Source organism: Kocuria oxytropis (assembly GCF_040981195.1).
GTDB classification, from domain to species: Bacteria; Actinomycetota; Actinomycetes; order Actinomycetales; family Micrococcaceae; genus Kocuria; species Kocuria oxytropis.
The window spans coordinates 14,016-39,214 of sequence record NZ_JAVFXA010000022.1 but is presented as its reverse complement, the minus strand read 5'-3'; the positions used below and the strand labels follow the sequence as shown (position 1 = coordinate 39,214).

Genomic DNA, 25,199 nt, shown 5'->3' with positions numbered 1-25,199 from the left:
CTAAGACCCACAGCGCCGATGGTACTGCACCCGGAAGGGTGTGGGAGAGTAGGACACCGCCGGACCACACCACCAGGGTCGAGCCCCCGCACACCACCGTGCGGGGGCTCCCCTCATCCCCCCCACCACCCCCGCAGGCCCCCACCACCACGGTGAGGGCCTGTGCCCGTTCCAAGGCCCGCGCGTTCCGCCGGCCGGGGATCAGCCGACGATCCGGCCGCGATCGAGGTGGCCGGCCGGGTCGGTGGCGGGTGTCTCCCGTCAGTGGCCGGCGGGACCGTCACATGCACGCGAGCTCCGGTTCAGGCGGACAATGGCGGCATGGACGACGAGATGCAGGAGACTTCCGAGAGCCCTCGGGTGAGCGAACAGGACGAGCAGGCGACCGCCGTGATCACCGGGGTGGTGCCCATGCACGAACTGCGGGACTTCTTCGACCGGGCGTTCGGCGAGCTGGGACGCGCCGCGGCAGCCGGTGCCTTCGAGCCCTCCGGGCCGCCGATGGCCGTCTACCAAGGTGTGCCGGCGGAGACCGTCCACGTCAAGGTCGGGTTCCCCGTCCGGGGCGCGGTGAGCGCCCAGGGCGCCGTCGTCGCGCACCGGCTCCCGGCCACGCGGACGGTCACGTCGGTGCACCGCGGCGACTACGAGGACCTGGGGCGGTCCTGGCAGCACCTCGCGGAGTGGGCGCAGCAGCAGGGCCTCGCGCTCGGCGACCGGATGTGGGAGGTGTACCTGACCGAACCCCGCCCCGGGGACGACCCCGCGGACATGGTGACGCGGCTGCACTGGGCGCTCCGCTGACTGCCGGACGTCCTCCGCGCCACGAGGAAGGCCCCGACCACGCGGTCGGGGCCTTTGTCGTGCCGGGCGGCAGGAGGCCGTCGGTCAGCCGCGGAAGGACGCCTCGGAGGGCTCCTGCAGGTCCGTCGTCGCCGCGTCCGGCCCGGGCGCGGTCCGACGGCCGATGAGCTTGTCCACGACCACGGCGATGGCGCCGTCCCCGGTGACGTTCGTGGCCGTGCCGACGGAGTCGATGGCGATGTACGTGGCGATCATCAGTGCCACGGCGGTCTCGTCGAAGCCGAGCATGCCCTGCAGCAGGCCGATGGCGGCCATGATGGCACCGCCGGGGACACCGGGGGCGGCAACCATGGTGATGCCGAGCATGAGGATGAACCCCACGTAGGCGACGTCGTCGATGGGCGTGCCCGTGATCGTCATGACGGCCGCCGAGAAGAGCACAATCTTCAAGGTGGAGCCGGCGAGATGGATCGTCGCGCTCAACGGCACCACGAAGCCTGCGACCGCCGGGCGGACGCCGTTGCGCTCCACGCACCGGAGCGTGACGGGGATGGTCGCGGCGGACGACGACGTGCCCAGTGCGGTGGCATAGGCCGGGAGCATGCTCCTCAGCAGGACCAGGGGATTGCGGCCCGCATAGATCCCGGCGGCCACGTACTGGGCGGCGAGCAGCACGACGGACAGGACGAGGGCGACGAGCACCACCTTCGAGAAGGCGGAGACGACCACCAGGATCTGCCCGTTCATGGTGAGACCCATGAACATGCCGAAGATGTGGAGCGGCAGGAGCGGGATGATCACCAGCTCCACGATGCGCATGATGATCCGCCGGAGGTCGTCCATGCTCCGGTGGAGGGTGTCGCCGGGGATCAGGGTGATGCCCACGCCCAGGCAGAAGGCGAGCAGCAGGGCCGTCATGACGCCGAAGACGGGTTCCATCTCCAGGGCGAAGAACCCGGTGAGGGCACTGTCCTCCGGACTGGCCAGGGAGTCCACCGCACGCTCCCCGCTGAGCAGCCACGGGTAGAGCGTGCGCGCGACGAGGAAGGCCAGCAGACCGGAGAGGACCGTGGACGCGTACGCGATGCCCGCGGTGACGCCCAGCCACTTGCCGGCCCCGCGGCCGAGGTCGCCGATGGCCGGGGTGACGAGGCCGACGATCAGCAGGGGGATGAGGAAGCCGAGGAAGGCGCTGAAGAGTCCGTTGAACGTCAGGAAGAGGCGGGCGAGCGGTTCGGGGAAGAACAGGCCGCAGGCGACGCCCAGGACGATCCCGAGCAGCACGCGCACCAGGAGGTGGGACGTGAGAGGTTTCTTGGTCATGGACCTATCATCGGCCGGTGGTCCAGCCGGGGGCGAATCGGGACGGGGCGCTCCCGGGCCTGCTTATACAATGGGGGGCGATCAGCTCGGCGGACCGCTCTGCGGCCACGCCGACCACCACCACAGTCGCCCGGCGCTGCGTCGGCACAGAGGAGCGGTACGTGTCCGAGTCATTCCAGCACGGGTCCCGGGACGAGCGTCGGAACGGATCCTCCGGCGACCGCCGGTCCGGAGCGGGAACAGGGCGTGAGGGCGACCGTTCCGGCGCGCCGTCCCGCGGCCGGTTCGACGACGGACGGCGGTCCCCGTCCCGCGACGCGCGCGATGGGGACCGCAGCGGTGGCGCCCGGGGGCGCGGCTCCGATCCGCGGGGCGACTCCGGCAGGAGCGGGGACGGCCGTCGGCGTGACGACCGCCAGGAGGACCGCCGGGGCGGCTACGCCCCCCGGGGTGACCGGGGTGAGGGTGAGCGCCGTGGCGGCTATGGCGGCGACCGTCGGCGTGATGAGCGTTCGGGTGAGCGGGGCCCGCGTCGTGAGGGCGAGGGCTACCGGGGCCGCCGTGACGACCGTCAGGACGATCGCCGGGGCGGCTACGCCCCCCGGAGCGATCGGGGTGAGCGGCGCGAGGGTGAGCGTCGTGGTGGTTACGGCGCCGACCGTCAGGACGACCGTCGTGGTGGCTACGCTCCCCGCAATGACCGTGGTGGCTACGCCCCGCGCGGTGATCGTGGTGACCGGCGCGAGGGTGAGCGCCGTGGCGGCTATGGCGATGACCGTCGGCGTGATGAGCGTTCGGGTGAGCGGGGCCCGCGTCGTGAGGGCGAGGGCTACCGGGGCCGCCGTGACGACCGTCAGGACGATCGCCGGGGCGGCTACGCACCCCGGAGTGACCGTGGTGATCGTGGTGAGCGGCGTGGTGGCTACGGCGACGACCGCCGGCGTGACGACCGTCAGGACGACCGCCGAGGGGGCTACGCCCCGCGGAATGACCGTGGTGGCTACGCCCCGCGCGGTGATCGTGGTGACCGGCGCGAGGGTGAGCGCCGTGGGGGCTATGGCGATGACCGTCGGCGTGATGAGCGTTCGGGTGAGCGGGGCCCGCGTCGTGAGGGCGAGGGCTACCGGGGCCGCCGTGACGACCGCCAGGACGATCGCCGCGGCGGGTACGGCCCGCGGAGTGACCGTCGCGGAGGCTTGCCGGACCGCGCCGAGGGCTACCGCGGCCCCCGTGCGGACCGGGACGACGTCTCGACCCACCGTCATCGTGCGCCCGAGGTCGACGAGGACATCACGGGCCGTGAGCTCGACAAGCCGACCCGGGCCCAGCTGGGGGCCCTCGAACCGCGCAACGCCGAGGCCGTCGCGAAGCACCTGGTCATGGCCGGCCGCTACCTGTTCGACGCCCCCGAGCTCGCTCTCGAGCACGCGCAGGCGGCAGGGCGGCGCGGGGGCCGCATCGCCGCGGTCCGGGAGGCGACCGGGCTCGCGGCCTACGAGGCAGGCGACTTCGCGCTGGCGCTCAAGGAGCTGCGCACGTTCCGTCGGATGACCGGCGCGGAGGTCCACCTCCCCCTCATGGTCGACTGCGAGCGGGCGCTCGGTCGCCTGGACAAGGCCGTGGAGCTCGCCGCGTCCGAGGCCGCGCAGTCGCTCGAACCCGCCGAGCGGGTGGAGCTGGCGATCGTCCTGGCCGGGATGCGGCGGGACCAGGGCGATGCCCAGGGCGCGGTGGACGCCCTGAGCATCCCGCAGCTCGACAAGAACCGCGGCTTCGCCTACAGCCCCCGTCTGTTCCGCGCCTACGCCGAGGCCCTGCGCGGTGTGGGACGGGGACAGGAGGCCCTGACGTGGGACCGGCAGGCGGTGGTGGCCGAGGCCGCCCTGGGCACGGGACAGTTCGCCGAGCCGGAGATCATCGACTTCGACGACGAGGACGAGACCGAACAGGTGCCGGCCGGCGGCGTGGTCCTGGACGACGCCCAGGACACGGACCCCGCGGAGGCGGACGCACCGGAGGCCGTCGTGGCGAGCACCGGGGCGGCGGCGCGGACGGCCGCCGAGGACCCCGGGGACGACCCTCGCGGTGACCTGGACGACGATCCGTCCGAACGCTCCGACGGCGTCCTCGACGACGGCGCCGGGCCGGAGGACGAGGAGCAGGAGGACGAGGACCGGGAGGACGAAGCGGGCGGCCGCGAGCAGGACCTGGACCCCGACGACGACTTCGAGGGCGGCGCGGAGCCCGATCTCGACCCGGACGACGACGCGGACCTCGCGGAGGCCGGTGACGCCGACGGCGCGGACGGGGGCCCCGAGCGTGGCTGAGCGGCTGATCGACCGGTTCGACGCCGTCCTGAGCGATCTGGACGGCGTCGTCTACGCCGGCCCCCACGCCATCCCCGGGGCCCCGGAGGCCCTCCGCAGGATCTCGGCGGACGGCGTGCCCGTGGTGTTCGTGACCAACAACGCCTCCCGTTCCGTCGCGACGGTCGCCGAGCACCTGACGGACCTCGGTGTCCCCACAGGACCCGAGGGCGTGGTGAGCGCCGCCCAGGCCGGTGCCGAGCTCCTGGCGCAGCGCGTCCCCTCGGGCACCCGCGTGCTCGTCACCGGTTCCCGGGCCCTGGCCGACGTCGTGGCGGACGCCGGGCTCGTCCCGGTCCGCGCCCAATCCGAGGAGCCCCGGGCCGTGATCCAGGGCTTCGACCCCGGACTCGGCTGGGCCGAGCTGGCCGAGGCGGCGTACACGCTGGCCGATCCGGACGTGCTGTGGGTCGCGACCAACACCGACCGCACCATCCCGCAGGCACGCGGCCTGGCTCCGGGCAACGGCACCCTGGTGGCGGCGGTGGCCGCCACCACGGCACGGCCTCCGCTGGTCGCCGGGAAGCCGGAGGCGCCCATCTTCCGCACGGCCGCTGAACGGGCGGGCAGCACCCGGCCCGTGGTGCTGGGGGACCGGCTGGACACCGACATCCGGGGAGGCAACGCCGCGGGCTTCTCGACCGTCGCGGTCCTCACCGGCGTGGACACCGTGCACACGATCCTCGCCGCGTGCACCGCTGAGCGCCCCGACCACGTCGTCGAAACCCTGGAGGCGCTCTTCGAGCCGTACCCCGAGGCCGTGGCCACGGCCACGGAGGAGGGGCACACCGCCCGCTGCGGTGCGGCGGAGGCCGCCACGGACGGCACCCGGCTGCGGATCCGCGGCGACCGGGACGATCTCGACGCCTGGCGGGCCGCGTGCGCGGCCTGGTGGGCGGCGCACCCCGACACCGACGTCCCCACGGACCCCGACCCGGAGTGGGGGACGGGGGCGTGACCGGCGGCGCCGATCCGGCGCACGCGGCCGGGACGGACACCGCGGCGCTGCGACCGACCGGCCACGCCGGGGTGGACGCGGTGCTCCGGCGCGCCGGGGAGCTGGACGCGCTGCCGGTCGCCGAGCACCCCGCGCGCTTCGAGGAGCTGCACGCGGCGCTCGTCGCGGAGCTCGAGGCCGAGCCGGGCGCCGTGCCCGCCGGCCTCGTCCCCGGCACCCGGACGGGGCAGGAGGGGGCGGGTCCGCGGTGAGCCCCCGTCTGGACCAGGAGCTGACGGCGCGCGCGCTGGCGCGCTCCCGCACCGTGGCCGCCCGGTGGATCGGGGAGGGACGGGTGCTCGTGAACGGCCGGGCGGCGACGAAGCCCTCGGCCCGGGTCGGCCCCGACGACCTGCTGGTGGTCCGTCCCGCCGGGACCCCCGACTACGTCAGCCGGGCCGGGCACAAGCTCGCGGGCGCACTCGCGGCGTTCCCGGACGTGGCCGTGTCCGGCAAGCGCTGCCTCGACGCCGGTGCCTCGACCGGAGGGTTCACCGACGTGCTGCTGCGGGAGGGCGCCCGGGAGGTGGTCGCCGTGGACGTCGGCCACGACCAGCTCGCCCCCTCGCTGCGGGCCGATCCCCGGGTCCGGGTGCTCGAGGGACTGAACGTGCGCTGGATGCGCCCCGAGGACATCGGCGGCCCGGCGGAGCTCACGGTCTGCGACCTCTCCTTCATCTCACTGACCCTGGTCCTCGAAGCGCTGACGGCGGCCACGGTGCCCGGCGGGGACCTCGTGCTCATGGTCAAGCCGCAGTTCGAGGTCGGCGCCGACCGCCTCGCGCGCACGGGCGTGGTGACGAGCGAGCACGAGCGCGCCCGTGCCGTGGAGGCGGTGGCCGCCGCGGCCCGCACCCACGGGCTCTCCGTCCGGGGCCGGGAGCGCAGCCCCCTGCCGGGTCAGGACGGCAACCACGAGTTCTTCCTCTGGTGCCGGCGGGAGCGCCCGTCCTGAGTGTCCTCGCCCTCGCGTAGGGTGGTGAGCTGTGCCCGGTCCGCGGGCACGGCGCGCGCCACGGGCCGGTCCCGGCCCCGACGACGCCCGCGTGCACCGCGAAGTCGAGAACGGGAGGTCCCGGTGAGCAGAAAGATCCTGGTCATGGCCCACATGGGGCGGCAAGAGGCCAAGGACGCCGCTCGCGACTCCTGTCTCCAGCTGCACGAGGCCGGCCTGGTGCCGGTGATCTCACGGGACGACCTCGAAGCGCTGCACGAGGACGCCGTGCCCCTCGCCCCCGTGGAGGTCATCGAGGAGGACGTCTCCCTGCGGGAGATCGAGCTCGTCATGGTGCTCGGCGGGGACGGCTCGATCCTGCGCGCCGCCGAACTGGTCCGCAGCGTGGACACCCCGCTGCTGGGGGTGAACCTCGGCCACGTGGGCTTCCTCGCCGAGAGCGAGCGCTCCGACCTCCGGGAGTCCGTGGAGGCCATCGTGGACGGGCGCTACACGGTGGAGCAGCGCATGACCATCGACGTGACCGTGTGGCAGGACGAGAAGAAGGTCCTGCACACCTGGGCGCTCAACGAGGCGTCGGTGGAGAAGGGCGACCGCGAGAAGATGGTCGAGGTGGTCATCGAGGTCGACCGCCGGCCGCTGAGCACCTTCGGCTGCGACGGCGTGGTCCTCGCGACGCCGACCGGCTCCACCGCCTACGCGTTCTCCGCGGGCGGGCCCGTCGTCTGGCCCGAGGTCGAGGCGCTGCTCATGGTGCCCCTCAGCGCCCACGCCCTCTTCTCCCGGCCCCTGGTCATCTCCCCGAACTCCATGATGGCCGTCGAGGTCCTCACCCGCACCGACGCCCGCGGCGTGCTGTGGTGCGACGGGCGCCGGACCACGGAGCTGCCGCCCGGCTCCCGGATCGAGGTGGTCCGGTCCCCGAAGGCGGTCAACCTCGCGCGGATGCACCGCACCCCCTTCTCGGAGCGGCTCGTGAAGAAGTTCGAGCTGCCCACGAGCGGCTGGCGCGGACCCGTGCCCGCCGGGGAGGCCGCCGCGGCCCGGACCACGGCCCTGCCGGTCGTGCGCGGCGACCGGCTCGCCGGCGGGCAGGCGCAGGAGCCGCAGAAGTCCACCGTGGGGCACGAGATGCCCCACGAACCGGACCCGCCGCGCCACCCCGTCCGGGACGAGGACGGGGGCCCGGCCGCATGATCGAGGAGATCCGCATCCACGACCTCGGCGTCATCACCGACGCCGTGCTCCCGCTGGGACCGGGGCTGAGCATCCTCTCCGGTGAGACCGGCGCGGGCAAGACCATGGTGGTCACCGCCCTCGGGATGCTCCTGGGCAACCGGTCCGACGCCGGCGCGGTGCGCTCCGGGGCGCCCCGGGCCGTCGCCGAGGCCGTGGTGCGGGTCCCGGCCGGTCACCCTGCCGCGGCCCTCGTCGAGGACGCGGGCGGGGCGGTCGACGTCGAGACCGTCGGCGCCGCCGAGGAGGCCCTCGTGACGGTCGCGCGGACGGTCACCGCGGAGGGGCGCAGCCGCGCCCACGTCGGTGGCCGGTCCGCGCCCGTGGGCACGCTCTCGGCCGTCGGGCAGACCCTGGTGGCCGTGCACGGCCAGTCCGACCAGCTGCGGCTGAAGTCCCCGGCCGCCCAGCGCCACGCCCTGGACCAGTACGCGGGGGACGAGCTGGCCGCGGAGCTCGGACGCTACCGAGGGCTGCTCGCCGAGTACCGCTCCGTGCAACAGACGCTGCGGGAGGTCACCGAGCACGGCCGGGAGCGGGCCCTCGAGGCGCAGAGCCTGCGGGGCGCGCTCGAGGAGATCGACGCCGTGGACCCCCAGCCGGGGGAGGACGAGCGCCTCGACCAGGAGAGCCAGAAGCTGACCAACCTCGAGCAGCTGCGCGCCGCGGCGCTCACGGCCCACGCCGCCCTCAGCGGCGGGGAGTTCGGCGACGGCGACACCCCGGACGCGACCACCCTCGTGGCGGCGGCCCACCGGGCCCTGGAGCAGGAGGCCGGCTCCGACCGCGACCTGGAGGAGCTGTCCGGGCGGGTCGCCGAGCTGGCCGTGCTCGTCAACGACATCGCCGCGGACCTCTCCGGCTACGCCTCGGGGCTCGACGACGAGGGCCCCGCGCGGCTGGCCGAGGTGGAGGCCCGGCGGGCCAAGCTCAAGGCACTGACCCGCAAGTACGGCGCCACCGTGGACGAGGTCCTCGAGTGGTCCGGGCGCTCGCGGGCCCGCCTCGACGAGCTCACCGACGACCCCGCGCGGGAGCAGGAGCTCCGCGCCCGCCTCGAGCAGCTGCACGGGGAGCTCAGCGAGCTGGCCACGAGGATGACCGAGCGGCGCCGGGACGCGGCGCACCGGCTCTCCGACGCCGTCAGCGCCGAGCTCACGGCCCTGGCCATGCCGAACGCCTCCCTCGTCATCGACGTGGAGCCCACGGAGGAGTTCACCGGCCACGGGCGGGACGAGATCGCGTTCCTGCTCAAGCCGCACGCCGCCGCCGCCCCGCGGCCCCTCGGCAAGGGCGCCTCCGGCGGCGAGCTGTCCCGGCTCATGCTCGCCATCGAGGTGGTCCTGGCCGCCGTGGACCCGGTGCCGACCTTCGTCTTCGACGAGGTGGACTCGGGGGTGGGCGGCAAGGCCGCGGTGGAGATCGGCCGCAGGCTGAAGATGCTCGCCCAGCACGTCCAGGTGCTCGTGGTGACGCACCTGCCGCAGGTCGCGGCCTTCGCCGACCAGCACATCCTCGTCACCAAGAGCCCGGACGCCACCGTCAGCGACGTGCGCGTGCTGGACGAGGAGGAGCGCGTGGTGGAGCTGGCCCGCATGCTCGCGGGCCACGAGGACTCCGCGGCGGCGCGCGAGCACGCCCGGGAGCTGGTCCGCGGGGCGGTGCTCCGCGGTCCCTCCGCACGGTGATCCCCAGCACGCAACCGAGGTCCCGGGAGGACAAGAATGATAGGGTCGAATTCCGTGGTGAATGCAAACGAAGCCGCCCACGAGGCCGGCGCACAGCAGACCGAAAACCAGCGACCGGGCAAGGTGACCCGCCAGATCTTCGTGACGGGCGGCGTGGCCTCCTCCCTCGGCAAGGGCCTGACCGCCTCGTCCCTCGGCATGCTGCTGCGGGCCCGCGGGCTCTCCGTGACCATGCAGAAGCTGGATCCGTACCTCAACGTCGATCCGGGCACCATGAACCCCTTCCAGCACGGCGAGGTCTTCGTGACCGACGACGGTGCGGAGACCGACCTCGACATCGGCCACTACGAGCGCTTCCTGGACGAGAACCTCGACGCCTCCGCCAACGTGACCACCGGCCAGGTCTACTCCACCGTGATCGCCAAGGAGCGCCGGGGCGAGTACCTCGGGGACACCGTGCAGGTCATCCCCCACATCACCGACGAGCTGAAGAACCGGATGCGCCGCCGCGCTCAGGACGAGGACCAGCCGGACATCATCATCACGGAGATCGGCGGAACGGTCGGTGACATCGAGTCCCAGCCGTTCCTCGAGGCCGCCCGGCAGGTCCGCCAGGACGTCGGCCGCCGCAACGTGTTCTACCTGCACGTGTCCCTCATCCCGTACATCGGGCCCTCCGGCGAGCTGAAGACCAAGCCGACCCAGCACTCCGTGGCCGCCCTGCGCGGGCTCGGCATCCAGCCGGACGCCCTGGTACTGCGCTCCGACCGGCAGGTCCCGGACACGATGCTGCGCAAGATCGGCAACGCCTGCGACGTCGACCACGACGCCGTGATCTCCTGCCCGGACGCCCCGAGCATCTACGACATCCCGAGGACCCTGCACTCCCAGGGCCTCGACACCTACATCCTCGACTACCTGGGCCTGGACTACCGGGACGCCGACCTGGCGCAGTGGGAGCGGCTGCTCAAGGCCGTGCACGAACCCTCCCACTTCGTCACGGTGGCCATGGTCGGCAAGTACATCGACCTGCCGGACGCCTACCTGTCCGTCTCCGAGGCGCTGCGGGCCGGCGGCTTCGCCAACGACGCCCGGGTGAAGATCAAGTGGGTGGCCTCGGACCTGTGCGAGACGCCGGAGGGCGCCCAGCGCGAGCTCGGCGACGTCGACGCGATCTGCGTGCCGGGAGGTTTCGGCATCCGCGGCATCGAGGGCAAGCTCGGCACCCTGCGCTTCGCCCGGGAGCACAGCATCCCCACTCTCGGCCTGTGCCTGGGACTCCAGTGCATGGTCATCGAGTACGCCCGCACGGAGCTGGGGCTGGCCGACGCCTCCTCCACGGAGTTCGAGCCGGAGACCGAGCACCCGGTCGTGGCGACCATGGACGAGCAGAAGCAGTTCGTGGAGGGCGCCGGTGATCTCGGCGGCACCATGCGCCTGGGCCTCTACGACGCGCAGCTGCGCTCCGGGTCCGTGGTGGCCGGGGCCTACGGCTCCACCCGGGTCAAGGAGCGCCACCGGCACCGCTACGAGGTCAACAACGAGTACCGCGAGCGTCTCGAGGAGGCCGGTCTCGTGGTCTCGGGCACCTCCCCGGGCGGGACCCTCGTGGAGTTCGTGGAGCTGCCCGCCGAGGTGCACCCGTACTACGTGGGCACCCAGGCGCACCCCGAGCTCATGTCCCGCCCCACCCGACCGCACCCGCTCTTCGACGGCCTCGTGAAGGCCGCCCTCGAGCGGCGCGAGGCCGAGGGCCGCTGAGCCCCCGCCCGTCCCCGGACGGGCAGCCCGGTGCAGGCGCCGCGTCCCCGAGGGGCCGGCGCCTGCAGCGTCCCGCCCGCCCCGCCTCCGCCCGCCCCACGCCCGCCGCCCCCGCCGTCGCGGATCGGCGGCCGATCGAAAGAGGTCTCCCATGGACATCCGTCACCTCGCCGCCGAGGAGCTCTCCGACCAGCACAGCGACCGTCGCACCGTGGCCTCCGAGACGGTCTACGAGGGCTTCATCTGGGACGTCCGGCGCGACGAGTTCGAGCTCGCCCGGGGGGAGGATCCTCTCCGCCGGGACTACATCACCCACCCCGGCGCCGTGTCCGTGCTCGTGCTCAACGACCGGGACGAGGTGTTCCTCATCAACCAGTACCGGCGGCCGGTCGGGATGACCATGTGGGAGATCCCCGCCGGCCTGCTGGACGTCGAGGGCGAGGACCCGGCCGCGGCGGCGCAGCGGGAGCTCGCGGAGGAGGCCGATCTGCGCGCCGAGCGCTGGGACGTCCTCGTGGACTTCCACAACAGCCCCGGCTCCTCGTCCGAGGCCAACCGCGTCTTCCTGGCCCGGGGCCCGAGCGACGTCCCCGGCCACGACCGGCACGAGCGCGAGGGCGAGGAGGCGGAGATCCACGGGGCGTGGGTGCCGCTCGACGGCGCCGTGCGGGCGGTGCTCGAGGGCCGGCTCAACTCGCCCGCCGCCGTGATCGGGATCCTCGCCGCCCACGCCGCCCGCGCGGAGGGCTACCGGTCCCTGCGCCCCGCCGACGCGCCCTGGCCCGGTCACCCGGACCTGCGGTGACCGGAACCCCGGCCGGCGCGTCCTCCCGGGAATCCTGCCCGGACGGCCCCGGGGACGGCCTCGAGCGCGCCCTGGAGCGCTATCTGCAGCACCTGGCCGTCGAACGGGGCCTCGCCGCCAACACGCTGGCCGCGTACCGGCGGGACCTGCGCCGCTACGCCGAGCACCTGCGCGAGCACACCGACCCGCCCGTGACCGCGCCGGAGGGCATCACCACCGGACACGTGCGCGACTTCCTGCGGGACCTCTCCGCCGGGTCCGGGGAGCGGGCACCCCTGAGCACCCGCAGCGCCGCGCGCACCCTCGTCGCGGTCCGGGGCGCCCACCGCTTCTGGGCCCTGGAGGGTCTCACCCGCACGGATCCCGCCGCTGCCGTCCAGCCGCCCACTCCCGGGATGCGGCTGCCGAAGGCGATCCCGGTCGAGCAGGTCACGGCCCTGCTCGAGTCGACCGGGACGGACACCCCGCAGCAGCTGCGGGACCGGGCGCTGCTGGAGCTGCTCTACTCGACCGGTGCCCGCATCTCGGAGGCGACCGGCCTCGACGTCGACGACCTGTCCCGGGCCGTGCGCCGGAGCGGGGAGCCGGAGCAGAGCGGGGCCGGCATGCCCTTCGTGCGCCTGTTCGGCAAGGGCGGCAAGGAGCGGATGGTCCCGCTCGGCTCCTGGGCCGTGCGTGCGGTGGACGAGTGGCTCGTGCGGGGCCGGCCCGCACTGGCCGCCCGGGGCAGGGGCACCCCCGCGCTGTTCCTCAACGCCCGGGGCGGGCGGATCAGCCGCCAGACGGCCTGGACCACGGTCCGCAGCGCCGCGGAGCGGGTGGGCCTGGGCGAGCGCATCACCCCGCACACGCTGCGGCACTCCTTCGCGACGCACCTGCTGGAGGGCGGCGCCGACCTGCGCGTGGTCCAGGAGCTGCTCGGCCACGCGTCGGTGAGCACCACGCAGGTCTACACCCTGGTGACCGTGGACTCCCTCCGGGAGGTCTACGCCGCCGCCCACCCCCGCGCGCGGTAGCCCCCGCGTGACCGGCGGTCCGACCCGGTGACGTCACACACCCGGCGGTGCTATCGGGAACGCCCGCCGTCGGCCTAGCCTGGTTGCACGGCCGGGCGCTCCGCCCGGCGGACGGACGGGGACGTCATGCGCGAGAGCACCCAGGGAAGCGACCGACTGGCCGGCCGGGGCGGCACCCGGCCGCACCTCCCGGAGACCACCGGGACGTGCCGCCGGCCGATCGCCCGGGGTCATTCCCCGGGGAGCCGCCCGGTCACCGGACGGGCACGCCGGATGCTGCTCGTGCTGGTGTGCGCGCTGGGACTGGTGCTCCCGGGCCTCGGCACCCCGGCGTTCGGGGCCACGGCGATCCAGGCCGAGCACCAGCGGCTCGGCGGCACCGCCGGACGGCTCGGCAGCGCCCTCGGCCCCGAGCGGTGCGGGCTCGTCCGCGGCGGCTGCTACCAGACGTTCGAGCGCGGGACCATCCACTGGTCCCCGCGCACCGGGGCGAGGCCCACGTGGGGCGCGATCCGCGCCGCCTGGGCCGCCCAGGACTGGGAACGCGGCCGGCTGGGCTACCCGGTGGGCCGCGAGGTGTGCGGACTGCGCGACGCCGGCTGCTACCAGGTCTTCGAGGGCGGGGTCGTGCTCTGGTCGCGGGCGAGCGGCGCCCACCCGACCGGGGGCGCCATCCGGGCGGCCTGGCTGCGCCAGGGCGCGGAGCACGGCGCCCTCGGCTATCCCGTCTCCTCGGAGGCCTGCGGGGCGGGCGGCTGCCGGCAGTCGTTCCAGCGGGGGAGCATCACCTGGGCCCGGGGCGCCGGGACCCGGGTGACCCGGGAGATCGACCGCGCCGCGTCGGTCTACGTCGTCGTCAACAAGCGCCGTCCCCTGGTGCCGGCGGACCACGTGCCGCGCCCGCTCGAGTCCGTGGGCGGGCAGCTCCTGCGCTCGGACGCCGCCGCGGCGTTCCGCCGGATGCAGCGCGCCGCCGCCGCGGATGGCGCACCGCTGACGGCCGTGAGCGGCTACCGCTCCTACGCCACGCAGGCGGGGCTGTACCGCCACTACGTGGGGCTCTACGGGCAGGCCCAGGCGGACCTGATCTCCGCCCGCCCCGGGCACAGCGAGCACCAGACGGGTCTGGTGATGGACATCGGCGACCCGAGCGGGCGGTGCGGCCTGCAGAGCTGCTTCGAGGGGACCCCGGCCGGGGCGTGGGCGCGCGAGCACGCCCACGAGCACGGCTTCGTCGTCCGGTACCCCCGCGGCCGGACCGCGACCACGGGCTACGCCTACGAGCCCTGGCACCTGCGCTACGTGGGGGTGCACGTGGCCACCGGGATGGTGGACCAGGGCATCCCCACGCTCGAGCACTACATGGGGCTGCCGGCGGCGCCGACCTACTGAGCCGGTCCGGGGCGGTGCACCCCGCGGCGGACGGGGCGCGAGACAGGGGGCGGGTCCGCGGACCCGCCCCCTGTCTCGTGTCGTGCTACAGGTGGCGCTCGTCGGGCCCGTTGTACTCGGACAGCGGGCGGATGAGGGAGTTGGCGGCCACCTGCTCCATGACGTGGGCGGTCCAGCCCGTGATGCGGGCGGCGACGAACAGCGGCGTGAACGTGGGGATGTCGAAGCCCATGAGCCAGTAGGTGGGCCCCGCCGGGTAGTCGAGGTTGGGCTTGATGCCCTTGGCCTCGTCCATGGATTTCTCGAGCCCGTTGTACAGGCCCAGCAGCTCGTCCCGGCCGTAGTGGGCGATCATCGTGTCCAGGGCCGCCTTCATGGTCGGCACCCGGGAGTCCCCGTGCTTGTACACGCGGTGGCCGAAGCCCATGACCTTCTTCTTGGCGGCCAGGGCGTCGTCCATCCAGGCCTTGGCGCGGGCCTCGGCCTCGGCGGCGGACTCCTCCTTGCGGATGCCCAGCTCCACGAACGTCTCCATCACGGCCTCGTTGGCCCCGCCGTGCAGCGGGCCCTTGAGCGCGCCGATGGCGGCGGTGACCGCCGAGTGCAGGTCCGACAGCGTCGAGGTCACCACCCGGGCCGTGAACGTGGAGGCGTTGAAGGAGTGCTCCGCGTAGAGGATCATCGAGGTGTTGAACGCCTCGACGACCGCCGGGTCGGCCTCCTCGCCGAAGGCCATCCACAGGAAGTTCGCGGAGTAGCCGAGGTCGTCCCGCGGTGCCACGACGTCCTGGCCGCGGCGGCGGCGCTGGTCGTAGCAGACGACGGCGGGCATCGCCGCGAACAGCCGCTGCGCCTTGGCCAGGTTCGCCTCCGGGGAGGAGTCCTCGGCCTGCGGGTCCTGCGCGCCCAGGACGGAGGCCGCGGTGCGGCAGACGTCCATGGGGTGGCAGGTGGTCGGCAGGGCGTCGATGATCGCCGTCAGCTCGGGCGTGAGCGCACGGTGCGCCCGCTCCCGGGTGGAGAACTCCGCCAGCTCCTCCTCGGTGGGCAGCTCGCCGTTCCACAGCAGCAGGGCGACCTGCTCGAACGAGCAGTTCGCCGCCAGCTCCTGCACGGGATAGCCGCGGTAGAGCAGGGAGTTGGTGTCCGGGTTGACCTTGGAGATGGCCGTGTAGTCGGCGACGACGCCGGCCAGTCCCTTGTGGACCTCGGTGGGGGTCTCGGTCATGGTGGTCTCCTTCACGTGCTCGGTGCGTGCGGTGCGGTCAGTGGTGCCGGCCGGGGACCTCGAAGTCGAAGACCCCGGAGTCGAACTGGTTGTACCCGTTGTAGTCCACCAGGTCGTAGAGCCGGGCGCGAGTGAGCATGTCCGGCACGGCCGCCTCCTGGGTGCCGTCCGCGGCGATGGTCTCCAGCACCCGCTCCATGGCGCCCAGGGCGGCGCGCATCAGGGTCACGGGGTAGATGATCATGTTCACGCCCGCCTCGTGGAGCTGGTCGGCGGTGAACAGCGGCGACTTCCCGAACTCGGTCATGTTCGCCAGGATCGGCACGTCCACCGCGGCCCGCATCGCCTCGAACTCGGACAGGTCGGCCATCGCCTCGGGGAAGATCGCGTCGGCCCCCGCGTCCACCAGGGCCCTGGCCCGGTCGGTGGCCGCGTCCAGGCCCTCCACGCCGCGGATGTCGGTGCGGGCCATGATCAGGAAGTTGTCGTCCCGGCGGGCCTCGGCGGCGGCGCGGATCCGCTTCACGGCCGTGTCGAGGTCCACGACGTTCTTGCCGTCCAGGTGCCCGCAGCGCTTGGGGTTGAACTGGTCCTCGATGTGGCACCCGGCCAGCCCGGCGTTCTCGAGCTCCTGCACGGTGCGGGCCACGTTCATGGGCTCGCCGAAGCCGGTGTCGGCGTCGACCAGGCACGGCAGGTCGGTGACCCGGGCGATCTGCCCGGCCCGGGCCGCCACCTCGGGCAGGGTAGAAAGCCCGATGTCGGGGAAGCCGAGCTCGTTGGCGAGCACGGCCCCGGAGATGTACACGCCGTCGAAGCCCTGCTCCTGGATGAGCTTGGCGGACAGCGGGGTGTAGGCGCCGGGGAAGCGCACGGTGGCCGGACCGGCCAGCATCTCGCGCAGGGCGATCCGCTTGGCCTCGGGGGTGGTGGTGGAGAACAGCATGGCTCTAGAAGATTCCCTTCGTGCCGGTGCGCAGGGGATGCGAGGCGGTGACGTTGAGGGCGTCCAGCTGCCCGGCGCCCAGGGCGGGGAGGTTCTCGGCCGCGTCGATGAACCGGTCCAGCTCCTCGTCGGCGACGACCCCGGCGGCCAGCGACCGCAGCTTGGCGACGTACTGCTCGCGGGCGAAGGGGCGGGCCCCGAGCGGGTGGGCGTCCGCGACCGCGATCTCCTCGACCACGGTGGACCCGTCGGTCAGGGTGATCTCGGCCCGGCCCCCGAAGGCTTTCTCGGCCGGGTCCAGGGAGTGGTAGCGGCGGGTCCACTCCGCGTCCTCGGCCGTGGTGACCTTGCGCCACAGCTCGACGGTGTCGGGCCGGCCGGCGCGCTCGGGGGCGTAGGAGCCCACGTGGTCCCAGGCCCCGTCCTGGAGCGCCACGGTGAAGATGTAGGGGATCGAGTGGTCGAGGGTCTCGCGGGTGGCGGCCGGGTCGTACTTCTGCGGGTCGTTGGCCCCGGAGCCGATCACGTAGTGCGTGTGGTGGGAGGTGTGCAGCACGATGCGCTCGATCCGCGCCGGGTCGGCCAGCTCGGGGCGCTCGCGGTGCAGCTTCCGGGCCAGGTCGATCCAGGCCTGCGCCTGGTACTCCGCCGAGTGCTCCTTGGTGTAGGTGTCCAGGATCGCGGCCTTGGCCTCCCCCGGGGCCGGCAGCGGCACCTCGTAGGCCGCACCCGGGCCGTCCAGCAGCCAGGCGATGACCCCGTCCTCGCCCTCGTAGATCGGGGTGGGGGAGGTCTGCCCGCGCATGGCCCGGTCCACGGCCTCCACGGCCATCTTCCCGGCGAACGCGGGGGCGTGGGCCTTCCAGGTGGAGATCTCGCCCTTGCGGGACTGGCGGGTCGCGGTGGTGGTGTGCAGGCCCTGGCCGATCGCGTGGAAGATCGTCTCCACGGGCAGGCCCAGCAGGGTGCCGATCCCGGCGGCCGCGGACGGGCCCAGGTGGGCGACGTGGTCGATCTTGTGGGCGTGCAGGCAGATGGCCTTCACCAGGTCCACCTGCAGCTCGTAGCCGGTGGCGATGCCGCGGACCAGGTCGTGGCCGGTGGCCCCGACGTGCTGGGCCACGGCGAGGATCGGCGGGATGTTGTCCCCGGGGTGGGAGTACTCGGCGGCCAGGAACGTGTCGTGGTAGTCCAGCTCGCGCACGGCCACCCCGTTGGCCCAGGCCGCCCACTCCGGGGAGACCTTGTGCCGCTCCGCGGGGACCCCGTACAGGGCGGCCCCGGTCCCGTGCGGGCCGGGGGCGTGGGCCAGCGCCTGGTCGCGGGCCGAGACGATCGGGTCCCGGTCGAGCGAGGCGATGGCCACCGAGGCGTTGTCCAGGAGGCGGTTGATCACCATCTCGGTCACCTCCGGGGTGACCTCGACCGGGTCGGCCGCGACCTCGGCCATCTTCCAGGCCAGCTGCTCCTCGCGGGGCAGATTGTCCTTGGACGGGTGGACGCGCACGGAGTGCAGCACGGTCATGGGGTTTCCTCTCGTAGGGTCGGCTCGGGGGTCGGCTCGGGGGTCGGCTCGGGGGTCGGCTCGGGGGTCGGCTCGGGGGTCGGGTCTCAGGGACGGGCGGCCGCGGACGGCGGCCGGGACGGGCGGCCCGCTCAGCCGGCGGCCTCGAGCGGGGGAGCGGGCTGGACCCACTCGCGGACAGGGGTGGTCAGGACGGCCTGGAGCGAGTTGGCCAGGTGCACGCGCGTGGCGGCCTCGGCGAGCTCCTCGGAGCCCTCCGCGATCGCGCGGGCGATCTGGGCGTGCTCGGCGGCCGCCCGAGCCAGCCGGTCGGGGTTGGTGCGGGAGAGCTTGCGCACCCTGGCCAGGTGCAGGCGCAGGGAGCGCTGGGCGGCGGTGAGGTAAGGATTGGCCGTGGCCTCGTCGATGGCCCGGTCCATGCGCTCCACCAGCTCGTAGTACCCGGTCCGGTCGGTGCCCGGACCGTGCAGCTGGTGCAGGACCGCCTCGAGCTCGGTGGCCAGGTCCTGGAACGTCACGGGATCGCGGCGCCGCGCGGCGAGCCGGGCCGCCCGGCAGTCGAGGGCCTCCCGGAGCTCGAACAGGGCACGGACGTCCTCGAGGGAGACCTGGGAGACCACCACCCCGCGGCCCCGGTGGGCCTCCGCGAGGCCGTCGGCGGTGAGCCGGCTGAGGGCCTCGCGGATGGGGGTGCGGGAGATGCCGAAGCGCTCCGACTGCTCGACCTCCCCGAGCACCTGGCCCGGGAGCAGCCGCCACTCGACGATGTCCTCGCGCAGCGCCTCGTAGGCGCGGTCGCTGGCTCGCACGGCTCCCTCCTCGCTCTCGCGGTCCGCGCCGGGGGAGTGCGACGCGGAGCCTGGGTGACAGGCATCACAATGTCTCAGCAGTGTATACACAGTTTCGAAAGAAACGCGAGAAGCTTTCGAAAGCCCCGGGCAATTTTCGCACGAATGTATACAGAGACCTTGTCGCCTGTGATCTGCACCACTAGGGTGTCCGGCAGGACCGCAACCCCGGGAGGGACCCTTGAGCACCCAGGACCGCACACCGCCCCAGACCGAGAGCTACGCGGAGGTCTACCGCCGCAGCGTGCAGGACCCGGAGGGGTTCTGGCTCGACGCCGCCCGCGCCGTGGACTGGGTGCGCGAGCCCGGCACGGCCCTCGACGACGCGGCCGCCCCGCTCTACCGGTGGTTCCCGGACGGCGAGCTCAACACCTGCTACAACGCCCTCGACCGGCACGTGGAGGCCGGCCACGGCGAGCGCACCGCGCTGGTGTACGACTCCGCGGTGCTCGGGGTCCAGGAGCGCTACAGCTACGCCCGGCTGCGCGACGAGGTCGCCCTGTTCGCCGGGGCGCTCGCGGCGCGGGGCGTGGGCAAGGGCGACCGGGTGCTCGTCTACCTGCCGATGATCCCGCAGGCCGCCGTGGCGATGCTCGCCTGCGCCCGGCTGGGGGCGGTGCACTCGGTGGTCTTCGGCGGCTTCGCCCCCAAGGAGCTCGCCTCGAGGATCGACGACTCCCGGCCGGTGGTCGTGGTCACGACGACCGGCGGGGTGGAGCCGAAGCGGCGGGTCGAGTACATCCCGGCGATCGAGGAGGCGCTGCGGATGGCCGAGCACGCCCCGGGGACGGTGCTGGTGCACGAGCGGGCGGGGTTCGAGACCACGGTCGAGGACGCCCGCGCCCGGGCCGGGACGGACGGGCGGCCCGCCGTCGAGTGGCTCGACTGGGCGGCCGCCCTGGAGGGTGCCGAGCCCGCCGACCCGGTGCCGGTCGCGGCCACCGACCCGCTCTACGTGCTGTACACGTCCGGGACCACCGGGACGCCGAAGGGCGTGGTCCGGGACAACGGCGGCCACGCCGTGGCGCTGACGTGGTCCATGCGCCACATCTACGACGTCGGTCCCGGCGAGGTGATGTGGACCGCCTCCGACGTCGGGTGGGTCGTGGGGCACTCGTACATCGTCTACGGACCCCTCCTGGCCGGGGCCACCACCGTGCTCTACGAGGGCAAGCCCGTGGGCACCCCGGACGCCGGCGCGTTCTGGCAGCGGGTGGAGGACCACGGGGTGAAGGTCCTCTTCACGGCGCCCACCGCGCTGCGCGCGATCCGCCGGGCGGACCCCGAGGGGGAGCTGGTGCGCCGGCACGACATCGGGTCCCTGCAGACCCTGTTCGTCGCGGGGGAGCGCCTCGACCCGGAGACCTACCACTGGGCCTCCCGGGTGCTGGGCGTGCCGGTGGTGGACCACTGGTGGCAGACGGAGACCGGGTGGGCGATCTGCGCCAACCCCTTCGGGATCGAGAGGCTGCCCCTGAAGCCGGGCTCGCCCTCCGTGCCCGTGCCCGGCTACCGGGTCGAGATCCTCGACCCGCTGGGCCGGCCGGTGGAGATCGGCGAGGAGGGCAACATCGCCCTGCGCCTGCCGTTGCCCCCGGGCACGCTGGCGACGCTGTGGGGCGACGACCAGCGGTTCGTGGACTCCTACCTCACCGCGTTCCCCGGCTACTACGCGACGGGCGACTCGGGGCACGTGGACGAGGACGGCTACGTCTACGTCATGGGGCGCACCGACGACGTCATCAACGTCTCCGGGCACCGTCTGTCCACCGGGGCGATGGAGCAGGTCCTGGCGTCCCACCCGGCGGTCGCCGAGTGCGCCGTGATCGGGGTGGGGGACCCGCTGAAGGGCCAGCGCCCGTCCGGGTACGTGGTGCTCAAGGCCGGCGCCGACGTGCCGGAGGAGCAGCTCCGGGACGAGCTCGTGGCGCTGGTCCGCCGGCAGATCGGAGCCGTGGCCGACTTCAAGGACGTGGCCGTGGTCGAGGGGCTGCCCAAGACCCGCTCGGGGAAGATCCTGCGCAAGACCATGCGGCAGATGGCGGACGGCGAGGACTACGCCGTGCCCTCGACCATCGAGGACCCCGCCGTGCTCGAGGCCCTCGAGGAGGTGCTGCGCCCGTCCCCGGGCCGGTAGCCCCCCGGACCCGCGCGGGCCGGGCCTCGTCGGCAGACCGTGCCCGGCGGGCACCCCGCGGCAGGCTCCGCACCGCAGCCTCCCCTCGGGGGGCATGCTCAGCGGGCCGTGCCCGGTGGGCCGTGCCCGGCGGGCCGTGCTCAGCCGCCGGGGGACACGTCCTGCCCGGCCCACCCGTACTCGAGCTCGGGCCGGCCCGGGGTGCCGTAGCGCGGGCGGCGCTGCACGAGGCCGCGCGCGGTGAGGTGCTCGAGGTAGCGCCGCGCGGTGACCCGGGACAGGGTGCTGCGCTCCGCGACCTCCCCGGCGGAGAGCCACCCGCCGCCGCGCACCAGCGCGGTGACCGACTCGAGCGTCTGCGGGGACAGGCCCTTCGGCGCGTCCGGCCGGGCAGCCGCACCGAGCGCGGCGAACGCCCGGTCCACCTCGTCCTGCCCCATGGTCCCCGCCGAGCCCAGGGCCGAGCGGTAGCGGCGGTAGGCGGTGAGCTTCTCCTCGAACACGGCGTAGGTGAAGGGCTTGATGAGGTAGCCCACGACGCCCAGCGTGCCCGCCGCGCGGACGGTCGCCACGTCCCGGTGCGCCGTGATGACGAGCAGGTCCACGGACTCGCCGCGGGCGCGCAGGGTCCGGGCCACGTCCAGGCCGGACATGTCCGGGAGGTTCACGTCCAGGAGCACCAGGTCCACGGGCCGGCCCGCCCGGCGGGCCGCCAGCACGGCCTGCACCGCCGTCCGCCCGGAGACGGCCGTGGCGGCCGTCTCGAACCCCGGCGAGCGCTCGACGTACTGGGCGTGCGCCGCGGCGGTGAGCGGTTCGTCGTCGACGACGAGCACGCGGACCGGGGCGCTCACGGGACCCGCCCCGCCGCGGTGTCGTGGGGGACCGGGAGGACCACGGTGAACACGGCCCCGCCGTCGTTGCCGTGCTCGATCCGCGCGCCCCACCGCTCCGCGACCTCCCGGACCAGGTGCAGGCCGAGGCCCCGGCCCTCCGGGCCGGCCGGTTTCGTGCTGACCCCGAGCTCGAAGACGTCGGGGGCGAGCTCGGCGGGGATGCCCATCCCGGTGTCGGCCACGGTGAGCACGACCGTGTCCCGGTCCGGGTCGGCGTCGTCGGGCGCGCGGGTGATCTCAACCTCGACGACCGGAGGCACCCGGGCGGCGTTGGCCGCGGCCGCCTCGACCGCGTTGTCCACGAGGTTGCCCACCAGGGTCACGAGGTCGGCCGGGGAGATCGGGAGGCGGGGCACGCCGGGGTCCACGACGACCTCCAGCTCCACCCCGCGCTCGTGGGCCGCGGCGGTCTTGCCGACCAGCAGGGCCGCGAGGAACGGGTCGTCCAGGTGGGCGAGGAGCTCCTCGGACAGCACACGGGTGCGCGCCATGTCGGCCGAGGCGAAGTCGAGGGCCTCCTCGTCGCGGCCCAGCTCCAGGAGGGAGACGACCGTGTGCATCCGGTTGGCGTGTTCGTGGGTCTGGGCCCGCAGGGCCCCGGCCAGGGCGGCGGTCGCCCGCAGCTGTCCCGAGAGCCGGGAGATCTCCGTGTGGTCGCGCAGGATCACGACCGTGCCGCGCCCGGCGAGCGCCCCGCGGGCGGGCAGGGTCGAGACGATGAGGGTGCGCTCGGCGACCACGAACCACTGCTCCTGCACGGACGCCCCCGAGAGCAGGACGGCCTCCAGGGCGGGGGGCAGCCCGAGGTCCGTGATCGGGAGGGGGTGGTGGCGCCCGGGTCCCGGCGCCGGCGCCCGGGTCCCCAGCAGCTCCCGGGCCCGGGCGTTGAGCACGGGCACGGCCCCGGCCGCGTCCACGAGCAGGAGTCCCTCCGTGGCCTCGTTGAGCACGGCGTCGTGCAGCGCGTGGACCTGGGCGAGCTCCTCCGGGCCCCAGCCGTGCGTGACCCGCCCCAGGTACCGGGCGCCCAGGGCCGCGACGGTCGCCGAGGCCACCAGCAGCAGCACTCCCACGAGGAACACGGCCGGCACCTGGGCCAGCGCCTGCTGCGAGACGGCCTCCAGCAGCACCCCGGTGGCCACGAGCGCCACGACGGTGCCGTCCTCGTCCCGGACCGGGGCGATCGTGCGCACGGACGGGCCGAGGTTGCCGCGCTCGGTGCTGGTCCAGGTCTCCCCGGCGAGGGCGTGCGATCGGTCGCCGCGGTAGGCCTCGCCGACGGAGGAGGGCCACGGGTGCGTCCAGCGCGTGCCGTCCGGGGCCATGATCGTCACGAAGTCGAGCTCCGTGTCCGCGAGCAGCCGGTCCGTGAGCGGCTGCAGGGCGGCGTGCGGGTCCGGGGTGCCCGCGGCCTCGAGCACGTACGGGTCGTCCGCGAGCGCGGTGGCGAGCACGCGCGTCACGGCCTCGGCGCGCTCGACCACGGCGGCGCGCTCCTGGGCGAACAGGACCCCGGAGACCGCGAGGGTCGCCAGGGCGACGACGACCAGCTGGAGCAGGAGGAAGCGCCTGGCCAGGGACATGTGCGCTCCTCGCTCTCCTGCTCGTCCCTCCCGCGGCTGTGGTGGGCGTCACGACCATTATGACCACAACACGACAGGGCGGCGCCCGCCGGTGAGACTCGTCACATCGGCCCGGTCCCGGGCCCGCACATCCGCACCGCACCGCACCGGAGGAGAAGCATGGCCACCGTCGCCACGGAACCCGTCGACCCGCAACGGCCCGTCCAGCAGCAGAAGAAGGACAGGACGCACTACCTGTACGTCTTCGTGATCGTCGCCGTCGTCGCCGGCGCCGTGCTGGGCCTCGCGGCCCCCGAGTTCGCCCAGACGCTCAAGCCCGTCGGCACCGCGTTCATCGCCCTGATCAAGATGATGATCGCCCCCATCATCTTCTGCACGATCGTGCTCGGCGTCGGCTCCATCGCCAAGGCGGCCACCGTCGGCAAGGTCGGCGGCCTGGCCCTGGCCTACTTCATGACGATGTCCACCGCCGCCCTGGCCATCGGGCTGCTCGTGGGCAACCTGATCCACCCGGGCGAGGGCCTGAACATCCAGGGCTCCGAGTACGAGATCACGGACACCGGCCACGGCGACGGGGAGGGCGGGACGATCGGGTTCCTGCTCGGCATCATCCCCACCACCCTGCTGTCCTCGCTGACCGAGGGCAACATCCTGCAGACCCTGTTCGTGGCTCTGATCGTGGGCTTCGCCCTCCAGCAGATGGGCCCTGCCGGCAAGCCCGTGCTCAAGGCCGTCGGCTACGTCCAGGCCCTGGTCTTCCGGATCCTCATCATGGTCATGTGGGTCGCCCCGATCGGCGCGTTCGGCGCGATCGCCGGCGTGGTGGGGGAGACCGGCGTGCAGGCCATCATCTCCATGGCCACCCTGATGATCGCCTTCTACCTCACCTGCGTCCTGTTCATCGTGGTGGTCCTGGGCGGGCTGCTGAAGGCGGTCACGGGGATCAACATCTTCCGGCTCATGAAGTACCTGGCCCGGGAGTACCTGCTGATCTTCTCGACCTCCTCCTCCGAGGCCGCCCTGCCCCGGCTGATCGCCAAGATGGAGCACGTGGGCGTCTCCAAGCCCGTGGTCGGCGTGACGGTCCCCACCGGCTACTCCTTCAACCTGGACGGCACCGCGATCTACCTGACCATGGCCGCCCTGTTCGTGGCCTCCGCCATGGGCAACCCCCTGGCCCTCGGGGAGCAGATCTCCCTGCTGGTGTTCATGATCATCGCCTCCAAGGGCGCGGCCGGCGTCACCGGCGCCGGACTGGCCACCCTCGCCGGCGGGCTGCAGTCGCACCGCCCGGACCTGGTCGACGGCGTGGGCATCATCGTGGGCATCGACCGCTTTATGTCCGAGGCCCGTGCCCTGACGAACTTCACGGGCAACGCCGTGGCCACCCTGCTGATCGGCACGTGGACCCGGGAGATCGACCTGGACCAGGTCGAGCGTGTGCTCTCCGGCCGGGACCGCTTCGACGAGTCCACCATGGCCGCCCACGGGCACGGCGCCGCCGCACAGGACGCCGGCACCGACGGCGCGAGCGTCGAGGACTCCGTGGCCGAGAAGGTCGAGGTCACCGCCGGCACCCGCTGAGCAGCCCCTTCCTGCCGACGGGCCGACCGCGTCCGCCGGACCCCACCGGGTTCGGCGGGCGCGGTCGGCCCGTTCCCTGGTGCCGCCCCGCCGCCCCGGCAATTCGGGA

21 protein-coding genes are annotated in these 25,199 nt (G+C 73.9%); 13 read left to right on the top strand and 8 right to left on the bottom strand.

Going from position 1 to position 25,199, the window contains the following annotated elements:
- Window positions 1-321 precede the first annotated feature (321 nt).
- Window positions 322-804 (top strand): GyrI-like domain-containing protein, encoded by a 483-nt coding sequence (locus QYM41_RS16270; RefSeq protein ID WP_368800821.1) that lies wholly within the window; start codon window positions 322-324, stop codon window positions 802-804.
- 84 nt (window positions 805-888) lie between these two features.
- Here the strand turns inward: QYM41_RS16270 and QYM41_RS16265 are convergent, their stop codons facing one another.
- Entirely contained in the window at window positions 889-2,127 is a 1,239-nt protein-coding gene (locus QYM41_RS16265) for a dicarboxylate/amino acid:cation symporter (protein WP_368800820.1), read from the bottom strand.
- Window positions 2,128-2,297: 170 nt separating this feature from the next.
- Complete coding sequence (locus QYM41_RS16260) at window positions 2,298-3,386, bottom strand: hypothetical protein (protein WP_368800819.1); 1,089 nt, start codon at window positions 3,384-3,386, stop codon at window positions 2,298-2,300.
- Between QYM41_RS16260 and QYM41_RS16255 the strand changes: the two genes are divergently transcribed.
- From QYM41_RS16255 to QYM41_RS16210, 10 genes are all read left to right on the top strand, one after another.
- Entirely contained in the window at window positions 3,324-4,454 is a 1,131-nt protein-coding gene (locus tag QYM41_RS16255; protein WP_368800818.1) for a hypothetical protein, read from the top strand. The two genes, QYM41_RS16260 and QYM41_RS16255, sit on opposite strands and share 63 nt — an antisense overlap.
- Entirely contained in the window at window positions 4,447-5,451 is a 1,005-nt protein-coding gene (locus QYM41_RS16250; protein WP_368800817.1) for an HAD-IIA family hydrolase, read from the top strand. The genes QYM41_RS16255 and QYM41_RS16250 overlap by 8 nt, the downstream gene beginning before the upstream one ends.
- Window positions 5,448-5,702, top strand: coding sequence for a hypothetical protein (locus QYM41_RS16245; RefSeq protein WP_368800816.1), 255 nt, complete (start codon window positions 5,448-5,450; stop codon window positions 5,700-5,702). Before QYM41_RS16250 ends, QYM41_RS16245 begins: the two co-directional genes overlap by 4 nt.
- Entirely contained in the window at window positions 5,699-6,445 is a 747-nt protein-coding gene (locus QYM41_RS16240; protein WP_368800815.1) for a TlyA family RNA methyltransferase, read from the top strand. The genes QYM41_RS16245 and QYM41_RS16240 overlap by 4 nt, the downstream gene beginning before the upstream one ends.
- Before the next feature lie 123 nt (window positions 6,446-6,568).
- A complete protein-coding gene (locus tag QYM41_RS16235; protein WP_368800814.1) occupies window positions 6,569-7,642 on the top strand; it encodes an NAD kinase in 1,074 nt (357 codons plus the stop codon).
- The gene (gene recN, locus QYM41_RS16230) at window positions 7,639-9,369 is read left to right on the top strand and encodes a DNA repair protein RecN (protein WP_368800813.1); all 1,731 of its coding nucleotides are present in this window, start codon (window positions 7,639-7,641) and stop codon (window positions 9,367-9,369) included. The genes QYM41_RS16235 and recN overlap by 4 nt, the downstream gene beginning before the upstream one ends.
- A 36-nt stretch (window positions 9,370-9,405) precedes the next feature.
- A complete protein-coding gene (gene pyrG / locus QYM41_RS16225; protein WP_368800812.1) occupies window positions 9,406-11,130 on the top strand; it encodes a CTP synthase in 1,725 nt (574 codons plus the stop codon).
- A 151-nt stretch (window positions 11,131-11,281) separates the two neighbouring features.
- On the top strand, window positions 11,282-11,935 hold the full coding sequence (locus QYM41_RS16220; protein WP_368800811.1) for an NUDIX domain-containing protein: 654 nt from the start codon (window positions 11,282-11,284) through the stop codon (window positions 11,933-11,935).
- The gene (locus tag QYM41_RS16215; RefSeq protein ID WP_368800810.1) at window positions 11,932-12,951 is read left to right on the top strand and encodes a site-specific tyrosine recombinase XerD; all 1,020 of its coding nucleotides are present in this window, start codon (window positions 11,932-11,934) and stop codon (window positions 12,949-12,951) included. The genes QYM41_RS16220 and QYM41_RS16215 overlap by 4 nt, the downstream gene beginning before the upstream one ends.
- Window positions 12,952-13,077: 126 nt before the next feature.
- Window positions 13,078-14,343 (top strand): D-alanyl-D-alanine carboxypeptidase family protein, encoded by a 1,266-nt coding sequence (locus QYM41_RS16210; RefSeq protein WP_368800809.1) that lies wholly within the window; start codon window positions 13,078-13,080, stop codon window positions 14,341-14,343.
- Between the two features lie 85 nt (window positions 14,344-14,428).
- Here the strand turns inward: QYM41_RS16210 and QYM41_RS16205 are convergent, their stop codons facing one another.
- The 4 genes from QYM41_RS16205 to QYM41_RS16190 all read right to left on the bottom strand — a co-directional run bounded on the left by QYM41_RS16205 (window position 14,429) and on the right by QYM41_RS16190 (window position 18,851).
- On the bottom strand, window positions 14,429-15,571 hold the full coding sequence (locus QYM41_RS16205; RefSeq protein WP_368800808.1) for a bifunctional 2-methylcitrate synthase/citrate synthase: 1,143 nt from the start codon (window positions 15,569-15,571) through the stop codon (window positions 14,429-14,431).
- A gap of 37 nt (window positions 15,572-15,608) precedes the next feature.
- Window positions 15,609-16,517 carry a methylisocitrate lyase gene (gene prpB, locus QYM41_RS16200; protein WP_368800807.1) on the bottom strand — a complete coding sequence of 303 codons (909 nt, stop codon included), beginning with the start codon at window positions 16,515-16,517 and terminating at the stop codon, window positions 15,609-15,611.
- A 4-nt stretch (window positions 16,518-16,521) separates the two neighbouring features.
- On the bottom strand, window positions 16,522-18,042 hold the full coding sequence (locus QYM41_RS16195; protein WP_368800806.1) for an MmgE/PrpD family protein: 1,521 nt from the start codon (window positions 18,040-18,042) through the stop codon (window positions 16,522-16,524).
- 131 nt (window positions 18,043-18,173) lie between these two features.
- Complete coding sequence (locus QYM41_RS16190) at window positions 18,174-18,851, bottom strand: GntR family transcriptional regulator (RefSeq protein ID WP_368800805.1); 678 nt, start codon at window positions 18,849-18,851, stop codon at window positions 18,174-18,176.
- 220 nt (window positions 18,852-19,071) lie between these two features.
- Here QYM41_RS16190 and QYM41_RS16185 point away from each other — a divergent pair, with 220 nt between their 5' ends.
- Window positions 19,072-21,027, top strand: coding sequence for an AMP-binding protein (locus tag QYM41_RS16185; protein ID WP_368800804.1), 1,956 nt, complete (start codon window positions 19,072-19,074; stop codon window positions 21,025-21,027).
- Window positions 21,028-21,167: 140 nt separating this feature from the next.
- Here the strand turns inward: QYM41_RS16185 and QYM41_RS16180 are convergent, their stop codons facing one another.
- Both QYM41_RS16180 and QYM41_RS16175 read right to left on the bottom strand, forming a co-directional pair.
- On the bottom strand, window positions 21,168-21,881 hold the full coding sequence (locus QYM41_RS16180) for a response regulator (RefSeq protein WP_368800803.1): 714 nt from the start codon (window positions 21,879-21,881) through the stop codon (window positions 21,168-21,170).
- Entirely contained in the window at window positions 21,878-23,506 is a 1,629-nt protein-coding gene (locus QYM41_RS16175; RefSeq protein WP_368800802.1) for a sensor histidine kinase, read from the bottom strand. Before QYM41_RS16175 ends, QYM41_RS16180 begins: the two co-directional genes overlap by 4 nt.
- A gap of 159 nt (window positions 23,507-23,665) precedes the next feature.
- Here QYM41_RS16175 and QYM41_RS16170 point away from each other — a divergent pair, with 159 nt between their 5' ends.
- Window positions 23,666-25,090, top strand: coding sequence for a cation:dicarboxylate symporter family transporter (locus tag QYM41_RS16170; protein ID WP_368800801.1), 1,425 nt, complete (start codon window positions 23,666-23,668; stop codon window positions 25,088-25,090).
- The last annotated feature ends 109 nt before the right edge of the window (window positions 25,091-25,199 follow it).